The sequence below is a fragment of the Streptomyces sp. G45 genome (assembly GCF_049542095.1).
In the GTDB taxonomy this organism is placed as follows: domain Bacteria; phylum Actinomycetota; class Actinomycetes; order Streptomycetales; family Streptomycetaceae; genus Streptomyces.
In genome coordinates, this window is record NZ_JBMUZU010000001.1 from 3093044 (window position 1) to 3108857 (window position 15814).

General features: G+C 72.9%; 15 protein-coding genes. 8 read left to right on the top strand and 7 right to left on the bottom strand.

Features of this window, described 5'->3' with window-relative positions; genetic code table 11:
* The first annotated feature begins 122 nt into the window (after positions 1-122).
* On the top strand, positions 123-1142 hold the full coding sequence (locus tag ACOBQU_RS12310; RefSeq protein ID WP_423626584.1) for an LLM class flavin-dependent oxidoreductase: 1020 nt from the start codon (positions 123-125) through the stop codon (positions 1140-1142).
* A 215-nt stretch (positions 1143-1357) separates the two neighbouring features.
* Here ACOBQU_RS12310 and ACOBQU_RS12315 read toward each other — a convergent pair whose 3' ends face one another.
* Positions 1358-1750 carry an SCO5389 family protein gene (locus ACOBQU_RS12315; protein ID WP_030685118.1) on the bottom strand — a complete coding sequence of 131 codons (393 nt, stop codon included), beginning with the start codon at positions 1748-1750 and terminating at the stop codon, positions 1358-1360.
* Positions 1751-2017: 267 nt separating this feature from the next.
* Between ACOBQU_RS12315 and nucS the strand changes: the two genes are divergently transcribed.
* A complete protein-coding gene (gene nucS, locus ACOBQU_RS12320; protein WP_423626586.1) occupies positions 2018-2689 on the top strand; it encodes an endonuclease NucS in 672 nt (223 codons plus the stop codon).
* 100 nt (positions 2690-2789) lie between these two features.
* On the opposite strand, the gene ACOBQU_RS12325 is transcribed toward nucS, so the two are convergent.
* From ACOBQU_RS12325 to ACOBQU_RS12340, 4 genes are all read right to left on the bottom strand, one after another.
* Positions 2790-5489 carry an ATP-binding protein gene (locus tag ACOBQU_RS12325; protein WP_423626588.1) on the bottom strand — a complete coding sequence of 900 codons (2700 nt, stop codon included), beginning with the start codon at positions 5487-5489 and terminating at the stop codon, positions 2790-2792.
* A 379-nt stretch (positions 5490-5868) separates the two neighbouring features.
* A complete protein-coding gene (locus ACOBQU_RS12330) occupies positions 5869-6192 on the bottom strand; it encodes an STAS domain-containing protein (RefSeq protein WP_423626590.1) in 324 nt (107 codons plus the stop codon).
* 267 nt (positions 6193-6459) lie between these two features.
* Positions 6460-7308, bottom strand: coding sequence for a 3-hydroxyacyl-CoA dehydrogenase family protein (locus ACOBQU_RS12335; RefSeq protein ID WP_423626592.1), 849 nt, complete (start codon positions 7306-7308; stop codon positions 6460-6462).
* A gap of 163 nt (positions 7309-7471) precedes the next feature.
* On the bottom strand, positions 7472-8107 hold the full coding sequence (locus ACOBQU_RS12340; RefSeq protein ID WP_423626594.1) for a TetR/AcrR family transcriptional regulator: 636 nt from the start codon (positions 8105-8107) through the stop codon (positions 7472-7474).
* A gap of 101 nt (positions 8108-8208) precedes the next feature.
* Here ACOBQU_RS12340 and ACOBQU_RS12345 point away from each other — a divergent pair, with 101 nt between their 5' ends.
* The 3 genes from ACOBQU_RS12345 to ACOBQU_RS12355 are packed head-to-tail and all read left to right on the top strand — an operon-like array spanning position 8209 to position 10394.
* A complete protein-coding gene (locus tag ACOBQU_RS12345) occupies positions 8209-8991 on the top strand; it encodes an ABC transporter ATP-binding protein (RefSeq protein ID WP_423626596.1) in 783 nt (260 codons plus the stop codon).
* A gap of 50 nt (positions 8992-9041) precedes the next feature.
* Complete coding sequence (locus tag ACOBQU_RS12350) at positions 9042-9791, top strand: ABC transporter permease (protein ID WP_423626598.1); 750 nt, start codon at positions 9042-9044, stop codon at positions 9789-9791.
* A 30-nt stretch (positions 9792-9821) separates the two neighbouring features.
* Complete coding sequence (locus ACOBQU_RS12355) at positions 9822-10394, top strand: cob(I)yrinic acid a,c-diamide adenosyltransferase (RefSeq protein ID WP_423626600.1); 573 nt, start codon at positions 9822-9824, stop codon at positions 10392-10394.
* Here the strand turns inward: ACOBQU_RS12355 and ACOBQU_RS12360 are convergent.
* Complete coding sequence (locus ACOBQU_RS12360; RefSeq protein ID WP_423626602.1) at positions 10391-10966, bottom strand: hypothetical protein; 576 nt, start codon at positions 10964-10966, stop codon at positions 10391-10393. The genes ACOBQU_RS12355 and ACOBQU_RS12360 overlap by 4 nt on opposite strands.
* Before the next feature lie 170 nt (positions 10967-11136).
* Between ACOBQU_RS12360 and ACOBQU_RS12365 the strand changes: the two genes are divergently transcribed.
* From ACOBQU_RS12365 to ACOBQU_RS12375, 3 genes are all read left to right on the top strand, one after another.
* On the top strand, positions 11137-12342 hold the full coding sequence (locus ACOBQU_RS12365; protein ID WP_423626604.1) for a sensor histidine kinase: 1206 nt from the start codon (positions 11137-11139) through the stop codon (positions 12340-12342).
* Positions 12339-12989: a response regulator gene (locus ACOBQU_RS12370; RefSeq protein ID WP_423626606.1), complete on the top strand. Its 651-nt coding sequence runs from the start codon at positions 12339-12341 to the stop codon at positions 12987-12989. The genes ACOBQU_RS12365 and ACOBQU_RS12370 overlap by 4 nt, the downstream gene beginning before the upstream one ends.
* A 219-nt stretch (positions 12990-13208) precedes the next feature.
* A complete protein-coding gene (locus tag ACOBQU_RS12375; protein WP_423626608.1) occupies positions 13209-15062 on the top strand; it encodes a glycosyl hydrolase family 18 protein in 1854 nt (617 codons plus the stop codon).
* Positions 15063-15220: 158 nt separating this feature from the next.
* Here the strand turns inward: ACOBQU_RS12375 and ACOBQU_RS12380 are convergent, their stop codons facing one another.
* Complete coding sequence (locus tag ACOBQU_RS12380) at positions 15221-15679, bottom strand: DUF2550 domain-containing protein (protein ID WP_423626610.1); 459 nt, start codon at positions 15677-15679, stop codon at positions 15221-15223.
* Between the last annotated feature and the right edge of the window lie 135 nt (positions 15680-15814).

The following is a 15814-nucleotide window of genomic DNA, read 5'->3' on the forward strand; positions in this document are numbered from 1 at the left end:
GAACCCCGGAGCGCGTACGGAAAATCTGCCAATCGGCACGCGAAGCCGTGCCTTTGGCACGTGTCAGGCGTTGTTGCCGGTATGGGGAGTGCCTGCGTCGGTGTCGAGGAGGCAGGAAGTTCATGCGCTTAGGAAGCTTTGTGCTGGCCGCCCAGTTCCCGGGCCAGGGCCACGAGGAGGCGCTGCACCGCGCGGTGCGCTCCGCGGAGGTGGCCGAGGAGGCGGGCCTGGACTCGGTCTGGCTCGCCGAACACCACTTCGTGCCGTACGGCACGTGTCCGTCCGCGATCACGCTCGCGGCGCTGCTGCTCGGCCGCACCCGGCGCATCCGCGTCGGCACGGCCGTGAGCGTCCTGCCCACCGCCCACCCGGTGGCCCTCGGGGAGCAGGCCGCGCTGCTGCACCTCACCACCGGCGGACGGTTCTCGCTGGGCGTGGGGCGCGGCGGGCCGTGGGTGGACCTGGAGGTCTTCGGGGCGGGCATCGAGGCGTACGAGAAGGGGTTCCCGGAGTCGCTGGACCTGCTGCTCGGCTGGCTCAGCGGCGCGCCGCGCGTGGCGGGCCCCGGCGGTCGCTTCGCCTTCCGGGACGTCGCGGTGGTGCCGCGCGTCACGGAGTCGTCCGGCCCGGAGGTGGTCGTGGCGTGCACGTCGCCGTCGAGCGTCCGGCTCGCCGCGGCCCGCGGCCTGCCGATGCTGCTCGGGATGCACGTTGGCGACGAGGAGAAGGCCGACATGGTGGCGCTGTGGGCCCGGCACGCGCGTGCCGCCGGGCGCGCGCCGGAAGAGGTGGCGCGCGCGGCGCACGTGTCGGCGGGCGTCGCGCAGATCGCCGACCGGCGCACCGAAGCCGCGGAGATCCTGCGGAAGGCCATGCCCGGCTGGCTGCGCCAGGGCCTGGAGGCCCACGTCACGGTCGACGGTCGCGTCCGCGCCATGCGCGACCCCCTCGCCTACACGGACCTGCTCTGCCGCCTGCACCCCGTGGGGCCCCCGAAGCTCTGCGCGGACCGCCTGGCCGCCACGGCGGAACGCACGGGCATCACCCGCTTCGCCCTCCTGACCGAGGGCTCAGGCGACCTCCCCACCACGGAAGACAACATCCACCGCCTGGGCACAGAGGTCCTGCCACACCTGACGTAGCCGCTCGAAGCCGCCTCGTCAGCATGAGCGCCCCGAAGGGGCGCGGGAACCGCGCGAGCAACCCGCCCCCACCACCGCTCAAACGGCAAGGAGAACCCCCAAAAGAGGGGCCGCCGGGCCCCACCCGGCACACCCCGCACAAGGCGCCCCCGCCAGAAAGGGCTGCCGCTCCGGACCGAAACACCTCCCGCTGTACGGAGCGGCAGCGACTGGCCTCAGCAGTCCCGCAGTTCGGGCGACTGGTTCAGCAACTGGCCACGGATGGACGTGAACTTGGCCAGCCGGTCGTCCGCGGAGGCGTCCAGTGGGAACACCGCCACACGGTGGCAGTTCTGGAACGCCAGGCGGACCCCGAAGTGGCGCTGCAAGGCACCTCGAATCGCGTCACTCGCGAGCGCGCGCAGCAGTTGACCGCGCGCCTGCTCGTCCGGCGGCGGCGTCTGGTTGTCGGCGAACTCTCCGCCGTCGACCTTCAACTGGGCCACCAGGGAGCTGATCATCTCCCATGCGTAAGGCAGGGAGGTCCGGACGCAGTCGACGAAGGCGGCTTCGTCGACCTCGCCTCGCTCGGCCTGCTCCAACAGCGCCGGTGAGACGTCGAGCGACATGGGTTCTCCTCTCGCACCCCCAGGGAGCAGGGGTTTACGGACAGGGAAGGAGCTCGCATACGCAGCGTGCACGCGCGACGACCTCCTGCTTATACGGTAGGCAAGCACTCCGTGCCGCACCAGGAGATTGGGCGGATAACTGGCCAGGATCGAACGGGTCCATCGGTGGACAAGTGGTGCGTCCCACAGCGGCCCACCGTGCCGCTGGAGGCTCCCCGGGGGCACGGAATTCGCTGGACCACCTCGGGTCGAGTAGCGTTGCCGACCATGCGTCTCGTCATCGCCCGCTGCTCCGTGGACTACGCGGGCAGGCTCACCGCCCATCTCCCGTCGGCCCCCCGCCTGATCCTCGTCAAGGCGGACGGCAGCGTCTCCATTCACGCTGACGACCGGGCCTACAAGCCCCTCAACTGGATGTCCCCGCCGTGCACCCTCAAGGAGGGCACGGGCGACGACGCCGGGGTCTGGACCGTCATCAACAAGGCGGGCGAGAAGCTCATCATCACCATGGAGGAAGTGCTCCACGACTCCACGCACGAACTGGGCGTGGACCCCGGCCTCATCAAGGACGGCGTGGAAGCACACCTTCAGGAGCTGCTCGCCGATCGGATCGAGACACTGGGTGAGGGATATTCGCTGATCCGCCGCGAGTACATGACGGCGATCGGCCCGGTCGACATCCTGTGCCGCGACGGCGACGGCGGGACGGTCGCCGTGGAGATCAAACGCCGCGGCGAGATCGACGGCGTGGAGCAACTGACCCGCTACCTGGAGCTGTTGAACCGCGACCCGCACCTGGCGCCGGTGCGCGGCATCTTCGCCGCCCAGGAGATCAAGCCGCAGGCGCGGGTGCTCGCCACCGACCGCGGCATCGACTGCGCCGTCCTCGACTACGACGCGCTGCGCGGCATCGAGGACGACAAGCTGCGGCTGTTCTGACAGGAGTCGTACGGCGAGAGGGGGCGGGCCGCCATGGCCCGCCCCCTCTGTCATACGCGCTGCCGTACGCGCTGCCGTACGCGCTGCCGTCCCCGCGCGCTCAGGCCGACGGGGAATCCGGCGCCCCGTCCGGCGGCGAGCCGGTCACGACCGTCCGCGACGGCGGCGGGGCGCTCACCGAGTCCGTCGTGGCGGGCGGCGGCTCCGTCGTCGTGGGCGGCGGCGTCGTGGGCGGGCGCGTCGTGGGCGGCCGGGTCGTCGGCGGCCGCGTGGTGGGCGGGCGCGTCGTGGGCGGCCGGGTCGTCGGCGGCCGCGTGGTCGGCGGCCGGGTCGTGGGCGGACGCGTCGTCGGGCCGTCGCTGGGCCTGCCGGACGGCTTGCCGCTGGGCTTGCCCGAGGGGCTTCCGGTGCCGCCGCCACTGGGCGAGGGGCCCGCACCGCCCGCGGGGGGCGTCGGGTCGTCGGCGGTGCCGGGCACGCCGTCCCTGCCGGGGTCGGAGGGCGGCGGAGGCGTGCCGTCGCGGGGCTTGTCGGCGCCGATGCCGCCGCCGTCGTCGTCCGCGCTCGCCGACTGGTCCGTGCGCACCTTGTCGGAGGGCCGGTCGTCGCCGCCGGAGGTCGCCCCCAGCGTCACCACCGTGCCGAGCACGGCGACCAGCAGGGCGCCCGCACCGGCGGCGACCAGGTTGCGGCGCGTGCCCCGCAGGATGGCGCGGCGGCCCGGGGCGGGGCCCGCCGCCGGGACGATCCGCGGCGTCACGATGGTGTCCGGCTCCTGGGCCCGCGGCTGCGGCAGGGTGACCGCCTCGCTCGCCGCGGGCACCCCGCCGGGCGGCGACGCCGACTCCTCGTACCGCGCGTCGGGGACCTCCTCCCCCGCCGCCGTGCGCCCGCCGGGCAGGACGCCGCCCGAGCGGTCGGCGACCAGGGCGAGCGCCCTGCGGCCCGCGATCATGCCGCGCTTGTCGGCGAGCGCGCCGCGCAGGCCGATGGAGGCCTCCAGTTCGGCGCGGGCCCGGTCGAGACGGCCGCCGCACAGCGCGAGGACGCCCAGCTCGTGGTGGAAGTACGCCTCCTCGCCGACCTCTCCGGAGGTGCGCGCCGCCTCCTGGCCCGCGCGCAGCGCCCGCTCCCAGGCGCCCCAGTCGAGCCCGGCGGCGAAGGCGGGCGCGACCGTGCGGGCGAGCAGCACCGCGGCGGACGGGTCACCGCCGCCCGGGGTGCCGCTGCCCGCGGCGACCAGGGCGGTGAGCGCCGCGAGGATCGCGTCGGACTCGGCGGCGACCCGCTCGGGGCCGACCGAGGGGTGCCCGGACCACCAGGCGTAGTGCTGGGCGGCGGCCTGCGCGGTCGCCGTGGCGTCGGCGGCGTACCCGGCGGCCTCCAGCTGGGTGCGCACCCCGGCGGCGAGGCGGTAGTGGCCGCCCGCCGGGGTGACGAGGGCGCAGTCGACCAGCTCGGCGAGGGCCGCGTCGGCGTGGGTGTCGCCGACGAGGGCGGGCAGGTGCGCCGGGTGCGGCAGGGTGCCGCCGAGGGCGACGGCGAACCGCAGCGCGGCGCGCGCGGACTCGCTCAGGCGGGAGGCGAGCAGGGCCGCGGGCGCGGCGCCGTCCGCGAGCGTCGGCAGCGGCACGTCGGGGACGCCCGCGGCGTCGAGGGACGGGGCGCCGTCGTGGCCGTACTCGTCGAAGGCGCCGGGGTCGGTGCGCAGCCGGTCGCGCTGCCGCAGCAGGGCACCGGCCTGCACGAAGCGCAGCGGCAGTCCCTCGGACTCGAACCACAGGTCGCCCGCCCAGTCGGCCTCGTCGTCGGCGAGGACGCGGCCGACGACGCGCTCCAGGAGTTCCAGGCCGCCGCCGCGGCCGAGCCCGCCGAGGAAGACCTCTTCGAGGTGGGACTCGCGGGCGGGGGCGGCGACGTCGGGCGTGGTGGCGACGAGGAAGGCGCACTCGGGCGTGGCGTCGAGGAGTTCCTCCAGGGCGGCGCCGCCGAATTCGAGGTCGTCGAGGACGACGACGGCGCCGATCTCGCCGACGAGTTCGTGCAGCAGGGCGCGGTCGGGGCGGTGCCGGGGCGCCTCGTAGACGGCGGTGAACAGGTCGTACAGCAGGTCCTGGGCGGTGCGCTGGCAGCCGGAGAGGCGGACCACGCCGTCGGGGGCGAGGTCCGCGCAGTCCTCGGCGACGGCGTCGAGCAGCGTGGAGCGGCCGGAGCCCGCGGGTCCGGTGAGGCGCACGGAGCGGCCGCGGGCCAGGAGGCGGACCAGGCGCTCGCGCTCCTCCTGCCGTTCGAGCAGCGGCAGGCGGGGCAGGGCGGGGCCCGGGGGCACGGGCGGCAGGGCGGCGCGGTGGCGCTCGGCGCGCTGGGCCGCGGTGTACTTGCGGGGGCGGCCGGGCTGCTCGCCGGGGGGACAGGGCTCGATCTCGCTGCCGTCGACGGGGTTGACGGTGAGCAGGTGCTCCCCGGCGACGAGCTGCGTGACGCGCACGGGTACGGGGGCGGGGCCGGTGTGCCCGAGGACCGTCTGGCCGAGGGCGGTCTGGCCGGGGGCGGTGTGTCCCAGGGCGGTGTGGCCCAGGGCCGTCGCGGCGGGGCCTTCGCCGCCGGGCGGGCCGTGGGTGGCGGGGTCCGGTATGCCCCCGTCGGGCAGGGCGGCCTCGGGCGGGCCGGTCAGGTCGGCCTCCGGTGTCCCCGCGTCCGGCGGCGGGGTGTCCCGGGGCGTGCCGTCGTGGTGGTCGCGGCCACCGGGGCCGACGGCTTCGGGGCCGTGCTCCTCCGGTCCGCGGTGTGTCGGGTCCATGTCCCAGCCCCCCAGATGCGTCGTGTGCGTAGCCCCCTCCGGCCGTGGGCACACCGCGCTGTCCGCTCTGGTCCGGTGCCCCCGTTCGGGTTCTCCATCGGCGGGCGACCGAACCCTAAACCGTCCTCAGTATCCATGCGGAAGCCGGGGTACCGCCCAGCCCGAGACGTCACAGTCTCGTGAGAATTGCGCGCCAGATACCGTCCCGTACCGCTTGTCCGCGCCTGCCCCCCGCGTCAGCCCCGTACGCCGGTGAGCCCGCGTGCCGACTCCGCACGCCCGTCCCGCACGTCACCGTCGTACGTCACCTTCGTGCGCCGACGCCGTGCCGGGCTGCCGCGCGGACGTGACCCGCGCGTGCGCCGGGCGGGCGTGTCCGTCAGACGCGCGGAAGCGTTTCGACGCCGATGCCGCCTTCGATGGCGAGGATGCGGTGCAGCCGGGTGGCCACGAGCAGGCGCTGCATCTGCGGGGGTACGCCGCGCAGGACGAGCCTGCGGCCGCAGCGTCCGGCGCGGCGGTGGGCGCCCATGATGACGCCGAGTCCCGTGGCGTCCCACGAGTCGAGTTCGGACAGGTCGAGCACCAGGTCACCGGCGCCGTCGTCGACGGCCGAGTGCAGGACCGTGCGGGCGTCCGCCGCGCTGCGTACGTCGAGGCGTCCCCCGACGACGAGCTGGGCCTGGTCGCCCCTGATGTGCATATGCTCTCCCCGAGAGTGCCGTGGTGCCGTTGTGCGTGTTCCGGCCGTGTCGTCCGTGCTGTGCGCGTCTCCTGTGACGCCCGTGTCACAAGGCGTGTCCGTATGTCACAGCAACTGACTGCGACGCGGGCGGGGAAGTTGCCGTCTGTAAGCGAACCGATACCGAATTCACTCCGAGGGGTGACCCAGGGCGTGACAGCACGTCAGTGACGTACCCCGCGAGGTCCGTTCCGCCCGGCGTGGCGGCCGGGCGGGACGTGTCGCGCGTCAGTGCTTGTAGAACCCCTGCCCGCTCTTGCGCCCGATGTCACCGGCGTCGACCATCCGGCGCATCACCTCGGGGACGGCGAACTTCTCGTCCTTGGACTCCGCGTAGATGTTGTCGGTGGCGTGCAGCAGGATGTCGACGCCCGTGAGGTCGGCGGTGGCGAGCGGGCCCATGGCGTGGCCGAAGCCGAGCTTGCAGGCGGTGTCGATGTCCTCGGCGGTCGCGACGCCCGACTCGTAGAGCTTGGCGGCCTCGACGACGAGGGCGGTGATGAGGCGGGTGGTCACGAAGCCCGCGACGTCGCGGTTGACGACGACGCAGGTCTTGCCGACGGACTCGGCGAACTCCCGCGTGGTGGCGAGGGTTTCGTCGCTGGTCTTGTGGCCGCGCACCAGCTCGCACAGCTGCATCATGGGCACCGGCGAGAAGAAGTGGGCGCCGACGACGCGCTCCGGGCGCTCCGTGACGGCCGCGATCTTGGTGATCGGGATGGCGGAGGTGTTGGAGGCGAGCACGGTCTCGTCGCGCACGAGCTTGTCGAGCGCCCGGAAGATCTCGTGCTTGACGTCCAGCTTCTCGAAGACGGCCTCGACGACGATGTCCGCGTCGGCGGCGGCGTCCAGGTCGGTGGTGGTCGTGATGCGGCCGAGGGCGGCCTCCGCGTCGGCGGCGTCGAGCTTGCCCTTGCTCACGAACTTCTCGTACGAGGCCTTGATCCCGTCCGTGCCCCGGGTCAGCGCGGCGTCGGTGACGTCGCGCAGGACCACGTCCCAGCCCGCCTGGGCGGAGACCTGGGCGATGCCGGACCCCATGAGTCCGGCTCCGATGACGGCGAGCTTTCGTGCCACGTTACGACTCCCCTTGCCTGGCGTATGACGGAGCGCTTACACGCTGTTTACGTTTCGCTCTGTATGCGGACACTAGCGGCCAAGAGCGGCCCTGTGTCGCCGAAGAGACGCACGCCACGTACCGTTTGACGGACATCACACCGCGGCCGCCCGCGCGGGGTCATCAGGCCTCGCGGACGCCGTAGTTGAGGACCCGTTCGCTCAGCAGCTCCTCCAGCTCGTCGAGGAGGACGAGGGCCTCGCGGGAGACGTCGGCGGGGTCGCGGCGCTCCATCATCTCGGCGCCGATCCAGGCCATGACGGTGGCGTGCGCCCAGCTGAGCTGCCCGGCGACGAGGTCGGGCAGACGGCCCGCGCCGGGGGCGGCCTCGGCGCGCAGCGTGTCGACCAGGTCCTGAAGGCTCTCCTGCTGGATGGCCCAGAGCCGGGAGCGCAGGGCGGCGGAGTCGGTGATGACCCGCATGAAGTCGGCGTACCCCGCGAAGAGCCCCACGGTGGGTGAGACGCCCTCGACGAGCGCGCGCAGCTCGCGCAGGACGGCGTCGGCGGCCGACTCCCCCACGCGCCGCCCGCGCACCCAGCGCGACAGCCGGTCGATCATGTCCACGCCCCGGTCGAGGAACAGGTCCTCCTTCGCGGGGAAGTAGTTGTAGACCGTGTTCACGGACACGTCCGCGGCGTCCGCGACGTCGGCCACGGTCACCGCCGCGAAGCCGTGCTCCAGGAACAGGCCCGTCGCGATGTCCGAGATCCGCTGCCTGGTCTGCCGTTTCTTGCGCTCCCTGAGCCCCTCAGCCATGGGCCCATCCTAGGCGGCGCCCTGGAGCCCATGAAGAATTGGGGCCACACCAAAACTTTGTGGCATTGCAAAATTTCAGTGACTCTGTTTTTGTGGTCGGCATGGCAATCATCAGTACGGCCGGGCTCGCCCGGACCTTCGCCACCAAGAGCGGCCCCGTGGAGGCCGTGCGCGGCATCGACCTGACCGTGGAGCCCGGCGAGATCCTGGGCTTCCTCGGGCCCAACGGCGCGGGCAAGACCACCACCCTGCGGATGCTCACCACCCTGCTGCCGCCCACCGGCGGCGCCACCACGGTCGCGGGCCACGACCTGCTGGGCGACCCGGCGGGCGTCCGCCGCGAGATCGGGTACGTGGCCCAGTCGGGCGGCGTCGACCCGCAGGAGACCGTCCACGACGAACTCCTCGTCCAGGGGCGGCTCTACGGCCTGACCAGGGCGCGCGCCGCCGAGCGCGCCGAGGAGCTGGCGGCCGACCTCGACCTGGCCCCGCTGCTCGGGCGCCGCACCGCCGCGCTCTCCGGCGGCCAGCGGCGCCGCCTGGACATCGCGCTCGGGCTCACCCACCGCCCCAAGGTCCTGTTCCTCGACGAGCCCACCACCGGCCTCGACCCCGCGAGCCGGGCCGACCTGTGGCAGCTGGTGCGCGCGCTGCGCGACCGGCACGGCACCACGGTGTTCCTCACCACGCACTACCTGGACGAGGCCGACGCCCTCGCCGACCGGATCGTCGTCGTCGACGGCGGCGTGGTCGCCGCCGACGGCACCCCGGCCGCGCTCAAGGAGCGGTACGCCGGGTCGCCCGACGCCACGCTCCAGGACGCCTTCCTCGCCGTCACCGGCCGCGGCCCGGCCCCCGCCGACACCGCCCCCGTGGCCGTCTAGCCCCGCCGCCCCCGCCACCAGCCCTTCCCGCACCCCGGACAGGACCCGCCATGCTCCTCCAGCACACCGCCCTGCTGTTCCGGCGCTACGCCCGGCAAACGCTGCGCTCCAAGTTCCAGATGCTCTTCGGCGCCCTGATGCCGCTGCTCTACCTGCTCTTCTTCGGCCCGCTGCTCACCGACCTGCCGCTGTCCTCGCGCGGCGACTCCTGGCAGGTGCTCGTGCCGGGGCTGCTGCTCCAGCTGAGCCTGTTCGGGGCGTCGTACAGCGGCTTCGCGATCATCCTGGAGAAGAACTGGGGGGTCGTGGAGCGGATGCGCGTGACGCCGGTCAGCAGGCTCGCCCTGATGCTCGGCCGACTGCTGCGCGACGCCGCGCTCTTCGTCTTCCAGGCGGTGCTGCTCGTGCTCGCCGCCCTGGTGATGGGGCTGCGCGCGCCGCTCGGCGGGATCCTCATCGGCTTCGCGTTCGTGGCGCTGCTCAGCTTCGCGCTGGCCTCGCTGTCGTACGCGCTCGCCCTGAAGGTGCCCACGCCGCAGGGGTTCGGACCGATGGTCAACGCGCTCGTCATGCCGTCGATGCTGCTGTCCGGCCTGATGCTGCCGATGGCCCTGGGGCCGAAGTGGCTGGACGTCCTGTCGCACCTGACGCCGTTCCGCTACCTGGTGGACGCGGTCCGCGACGCGTACGTCGGCGAGTACGCGACGGCGCACATGCTGTACGGCGGCCTGGTCGCCGTCGGCTTCGCGGTGGCCGCGGTGGCCGTCGGCACGCGGGTCGTGCGGACGGCCGGGACCTAGCCCCGGCGCCGCCCTGGCTACGCTGGCCGTATGGTCAATCTGACGCGCATCTACACCCGTACCGGCGACCAGGGCACCACCGCGCTCGGCGACATGAGCAGGACCGCCAAGACCGACCTCAGGATCGCCGCGTACGCCGACGCCAACGAGGCCAACGCCGTCATCGGCACGGCCATCGCCCTCGGCGGCCTCGACCAGGAGGTCGTCCAGGTGCTCACCCGGGTCCAGAACGACCTGTTCGACGTCGGCGCCGACCTGTCGACCCCCGTCGTCGAGAACCCCGCGTACCCGCCGCTGCGCGTCGAGCAGTTCTACGTCGACAAGCTGGAGGCGGACTGCGACCGGTTCAACGAGCGCCTGGAGAAGCTGCGCAGCTTCATCCTGCCGGGCGGTACGCCGGGCGCGGCGCTGCTGCACCAGGCGTGCACGGTGGTGCGGCGGGCCGAGCGGTCCACGTGGGCGGCCCTGGAGGCGCACGGCGAGACGATGAACCCGCTCACCGCCACCTACCTCAACCGCCTCTCCGACCTCCTGTTCATCCTCGCGAGGACGGCGAACAAGGAGGTCGGGGACGTGCTGTGGGTGCCCGGCGGGGAGCGCTAGCCGACCTTGGTGAGGTCCCGCGGCCGCTCGTCGGGGCCCGGCGCCGGGGCCCGCTTGGGGAACAGCGTGTAGCTCAGCGCGATCAGGCCGTGGATCCCGGCGGCCCGCCAGGCCGTCCACATCCACGCCTTGAGCGACGAGGTGCGACCCGGGTCGTCGACGTACCACATGGCGGCCAGGAGCAGCCCGCTCGCGACGGCCGCCGCCACCACGGTGCCCAGCCAGACCTTGGCCTCGTGCAGCGCCCGGGCCCTGCCGTAGCGCGGCGGGCGGGGCACCGGCGTGCCGTTGAAGCGGTGCGCGGCGTGGCCGTCGAGCCACTTCACGGTGCGGTGGCCGTGGCCCACGGTGTAGCCGATGTACAGCGCGGCCAGGCCGTGCTTCCAGCTCGGGTCCGCGCCGTTCTTCAGGTCGAGCGCGGTCACCACCAGCAGCACCAGTTCAAGCAGCGGCTCGCACAGCAGGATCGCGATGCCGAGGCGCGGCATCCGCAGCAGGTAGCGGGTGGCGAGGCCCGCGGCCAGCAGGACCCAGAAGCCCACCTCGCAGACGATGATCAACGTGACGATCACGGCTCGTTCCTCCCGGACGTGCTGGCTGTCTCCCTCACCCCTCCAGGCTCGCGGCCGGGCGGGCGCGGATCGTCGTCGCCAGTGACGAAGTGCCGCTGCATCCTTCGATGTACCCGGACGTCACCCGGCATAGGGAGGCCCCGGCGCCGGATGCCGTGTTGGATGGAGTCATGCCGCTGCCCCTCGCCCGCCCCGACGTCGTGGACGTGCGCATCGCGTTCGCCAGTCTGACCAGCGGCGTCGTGCTGTGGGCGCTCGGGCTGCACATGCAGATGGACCGGCCGCTCGGCAGCGGGTGGGTGCTGCTGCCGCTGGGCGTCATGGCGGCCCTGGAACTGCTGCGCCGCACGGCACCGCAGTGCGCCCTGACGCTCGGCACCCTGGCGCTGGTCGCCGACCAGTTCACGCCGGGGAACCTGGCGACGGTCGTGATGTTCACCGACCTCGTGTACGCGGCCGTCCTGTACGGCACGCCCGCCGCCGCCCGGCGCATCCCGGTCACCACCGGGCTGATCACGGTGGCGGTGACCATCGGCTTCCTGGCCTGGTTCCGCGAGCCGGAGGCGCTGCTCGTCGGCGCGGTCACCGCGCTGGTGTCGTTCACGCCCGCGACGACCGGCGCGATCGTGCGCAACCACCGGGAGGCGGCCGAGATGGCCCGGCTGCGCGCCGAGCAGACGGCGCTGCTCGCCGAGAAGGACCGCGCCCAGGCCGTCACCGCCGAGCGCGCCCGCATGGCCCGCGAGCTGCACGACATGGTCGCCAACCACCTCTCGGCGATCGCCATCCACTCCACGGCCGCGCTGTCCCTGGACGACCCGAAGACCACGCGGGACGCGCTCACCGTCATCCGCGAGAACAGCGTGGAGGGCCTGGCCGAGATGCGCCGCCTCATCGGCATCCTGCGCGACTCCAGCGGCGACCGGGACGCCGAGCCCGCGGCCGCGCCCACCCTGGACGGCCTCGGCGCGCTGGTGCGCGGCGCCCGTACCAACGGCCTCGACGTCCAGCTCGACGACGCCCGCGCCGAGGACGCCGAGCCGCTGCCCGCGCCGGTGGAGCTGGCCGCGTACCGCATCGTGCAGGAGTCCCTGACCAACGCCCTCAAGCACGCCCCGCCGGGACGCGTCACCGTGGCCCTCACCCAGCGGCCGGGCGCCCTGCACGTGCGCGTCACCAGTCCGTACGGGGACACGCCGGGGCCGCGCGCGCCGGGCTCCGGCGCCGGGCTCGTCGGCATGCGGGAGCGGGCGGCGCTGCTCGGCGGCACGTTCGAGGCGGGCCCCGAGGCCGACCCCGACGCCCCCGGCGGCAAGGTGTGGCACGTACACGCCCGGCTGCCCATCGACCCCGCAGACAGAGGAGTCACCGAATGATCCGCGTGCTCGTCGCCGAGGACCAGTCCGCCGTACGGGCCGGGCTGGTCCTGATCCTGCGCAGCGCGCCCGACATCGAAGTCGTCGGCGAGGCCGAGGACGGCGAGCGGGCCGTGGCGCTGGCCCGGGAGCTGCGGCCCGACCTGGTCCTGATGGACGTGCAGATGCCGCGCCTCGACGGCGTCTCGGCGACCCGGCAGGTCGTCGCGGAGGGCCTGGCGGACGTGCTCGTCCTGACGACGTTCGACCTCGACGAGTACGTCTTCGGGGCGCTGCGCGCGGGCGCCTCAGGATTCCTGCTGAAGAACACGGAGGCGCGGGCGCTGATCGAGGCGGTGCGCACGGTGGCGCGCGGCGAGGGCCTGATCGCGCCCGCCGTCACGCGGCGGCTGATCGCCGAGTTCGCGGCGCCGCGCCGGGTGCCGCGCGAGGGCAGCACGGCGGATCCGGCGGTCCTCGACGCGCTGACGCGGCGCGAGCGGGAGGTCCTCTCCTGCCTGGGAGAGGGTCTCTCCAACGCGGAGATCGCCCAGCGGCTCGACATGGCGGAGGCCACGGTGAAGACCCATGTGAGCCGCCTCCTGGGCAAGTTGGACCTGCGCAGCCGGGTCCAGGCGGCGGTGCTGGCGCAGGAGCTCGGGGTGTAGTCGCCCTTCGGGCCCGTCCTCGAACGCCGGACGGGCTCTGCCCACTCACCGCCGTCTTCGGCTATTGGTCCAGACCCTTGACCGATGGTCCAGACCTTTCTATTCTCGCGGCACTGCGGTGGGCACACGAGCTGTACACGACAAACACACCGTGCTCACGGGCGTCGCAGGGTTCCACCGGTTCCATCACCCCCACCGGGACTAACCCAGGAGCACTCCTTGCGCGTCACACTCCCCTCCAGACATCGCCTGACAGCGGGACTCACCACCCTGATCCTGCCGTTCGCCACACTCGTCGCGCTCTCGGGAAGCGCCGAGGCCCAGCCGGACGCCGCCCCCAAGGCCGCCGCGAACGCCACGGCCACCTACGAGAAGACCCAGGACTGGGGCACCGGCTTCACCGGCAAGTGGACGATCAAGAACACCGGCAGCGCCGCGATCAACAGCTGGGCCGTCGAGTGGGACTTCCCCTCCGGCACCCGCGTCACCTCCGGCTGGGACGCCACCATCACCAACAGCGGCAACCACTGGACCGCCAAGAACCTCGGCTGGAACGGCTCGATCGCCCCCGGCGCCACCGTCTCCTTCGGGTTCAACGGCTCCGGCGACGGCAACCCCACGGGCTGCAAGCTCAACGGGGAGAGCTGCGACGGCGGTGGCCAGCCCGGCGACGCCCCGCCTTCCGCGCCCGGCACCCCGACCGCGTCCGACATCACCAACACCTCGGTGAAACTGGACTGGAAGGCCGCGACCGACGACAAGGGCATCAAGAACTACGACGTGCTGCGCGACGGCGCCAAGGTCGCCACCGTCACCGGCACCTCGTACGCCGACTCCGGTCTGACCGCGGGCACCGACTACTCCTACAGCGTCCAGGCCCGTGACACCGCCGACCAGACCGGCCCGGTCAGCCCCTCCGTCAAGGTCCGCACCACCGGCGGCGGCAACCCCGACCCGGGCGCCAAGGTGAAGATGGGCTACTTCACCAACTGGGGCATCTACCAGCGGAACTACAACGTCAAGAACATCGTGACGTCCGGCTCCGCCGAGAAGATCACCCACATCAACTACGCCTTCGGCAACGTCCAGGGCGGCAAGTGCACCATCGGTGACGCCTACGCCGACTACGACAAGGCCGTCCCGGCCGACCAGTCGGTGGACGGCGTCGGCGACACCTGGGACCAGCCGCTGCGCGGCAACTTCAACCAGCTGCGCAAGCTGAAGGCCAAGTACCCGCACATCAAGGTCCTCTACTCGTTCGGCGGCTGGACCTGGTCCGGCGGCTTCACCGACGCCATGAAGAACCCGGCCGCGTTCGCCGACTCCTGCTACAAGCTGGTCGAAGACCCGCGCTGGGCCGATGTCTTCGACGGCATCGACCTGGACTGGGAGTACCCCAACGCCTGCGGCCTGACCTGTGACACCTCCGGCCCGGCCGTCATGAAGAACATGATGCAGGCCTTCCGCGCCAGGTTCGGCCCGAGCAACCTCGTCACCGCCGCGATCACCGCCGACGGCTCCCCCGGCGGCAAGATCGACGCCGCGGACTACGGCGGCGCCGCGGAGTACACCGACTGGTACAACGTGATGACGTACGACTTCTTCGGCGCCTGGGACGAGAAGGGCCCGACGGCCCCGCACTCCCCGCTGACGGACTACCCGGGCATCCCCAAGGAGGGCTTCAACTCCGCGGCCGCGATCAACAAGCTCAAGGCCAAGGGCGTCCCCGCCAAGAAGCTGCTGCTCGGCATCGGCTTCTACGGCCGCGGCTGGACCGGCGTCACGCAGAAGGAGCCGGGCGGCACCGCCACCGGGCCCGCCGCGGGCACCTACGAGAAGGGCTTCGAGGACTACAAGGTCCTCAAGAACTCCTGCCCGTCCAACGGCACCGTCGGCGGCACCGGCTACGCCCACTGCGGCACCAACTGGTGGGCGTACGACACCCCCGCGACCATCCGCGCCAAGATGGCCTGGGCCAAGCAGCAGGGCCTCGGCGGCGCGTTCTTCTGGGAGTTCACCGGTGACACCGCGAACGGCGAACTGGTCACCGCGATCCACGAGGGCCTGAAGTAACCCCTCCCTAAACCGGGCCGGGGAGACAGGAACGCCCCCTGTCTCCTCGGCCCTTTTCTGGCGTGGGCGCCCCGCGCGGCGTGATCGGCGCTCCGCGCCTCGTCCTCAAACGCCGGACGGGCTGGAACTCTGCCGCACCGGCAGCGCCCCCGCGAGGGCTAGGCCACGTTCACGCGTTGGCCGGGCGGCGCCGCCTCCAGCCACGCCAGGAAACCCGTCAGCGCGTCCTCGCTCATCGCCAGCTCCAGGCGGACCCCGCGGTGCAGACACCCGAGGACCACGGCGTCGGAGAGCAGCGCCAGCTCCTCCTCGCCGTCCGGGGCACGCCGGTCGACGACCTCGATGGACGCCCGCTCAAGGACCCGCCGGGGCCGCGGCGCGTACGAGAAGACCCGGAACCACTCCACGCGGTCCCCGTTGTACCGGGCCACCCCGTAGCTCCAGCCCTTGCCGGAGGTGTCCGGCGCCTGCTCGGGATCGGGCGCGGGCCAGCGCAGACTGCAGTCGAACGTGCCGCCGGACCGCTGGATCAGCCTGCGCCGCAGCCCGAAGACGAAGAGCCCCAGCAACACCAGCGCGATCAACGCAAGTCCGCACACGAGCAGAACGAGGATCATCGGCACCGACCTCCTCGTCTCACCACAGTCTCGACACGACTTCCCGACCCGGACCGAACTACCGCAACCGCACCACTACCGCACCCCGGAAAAGCACCCGCATCGCCACAGCCGCGACCCGGTCCGGAAGATTCC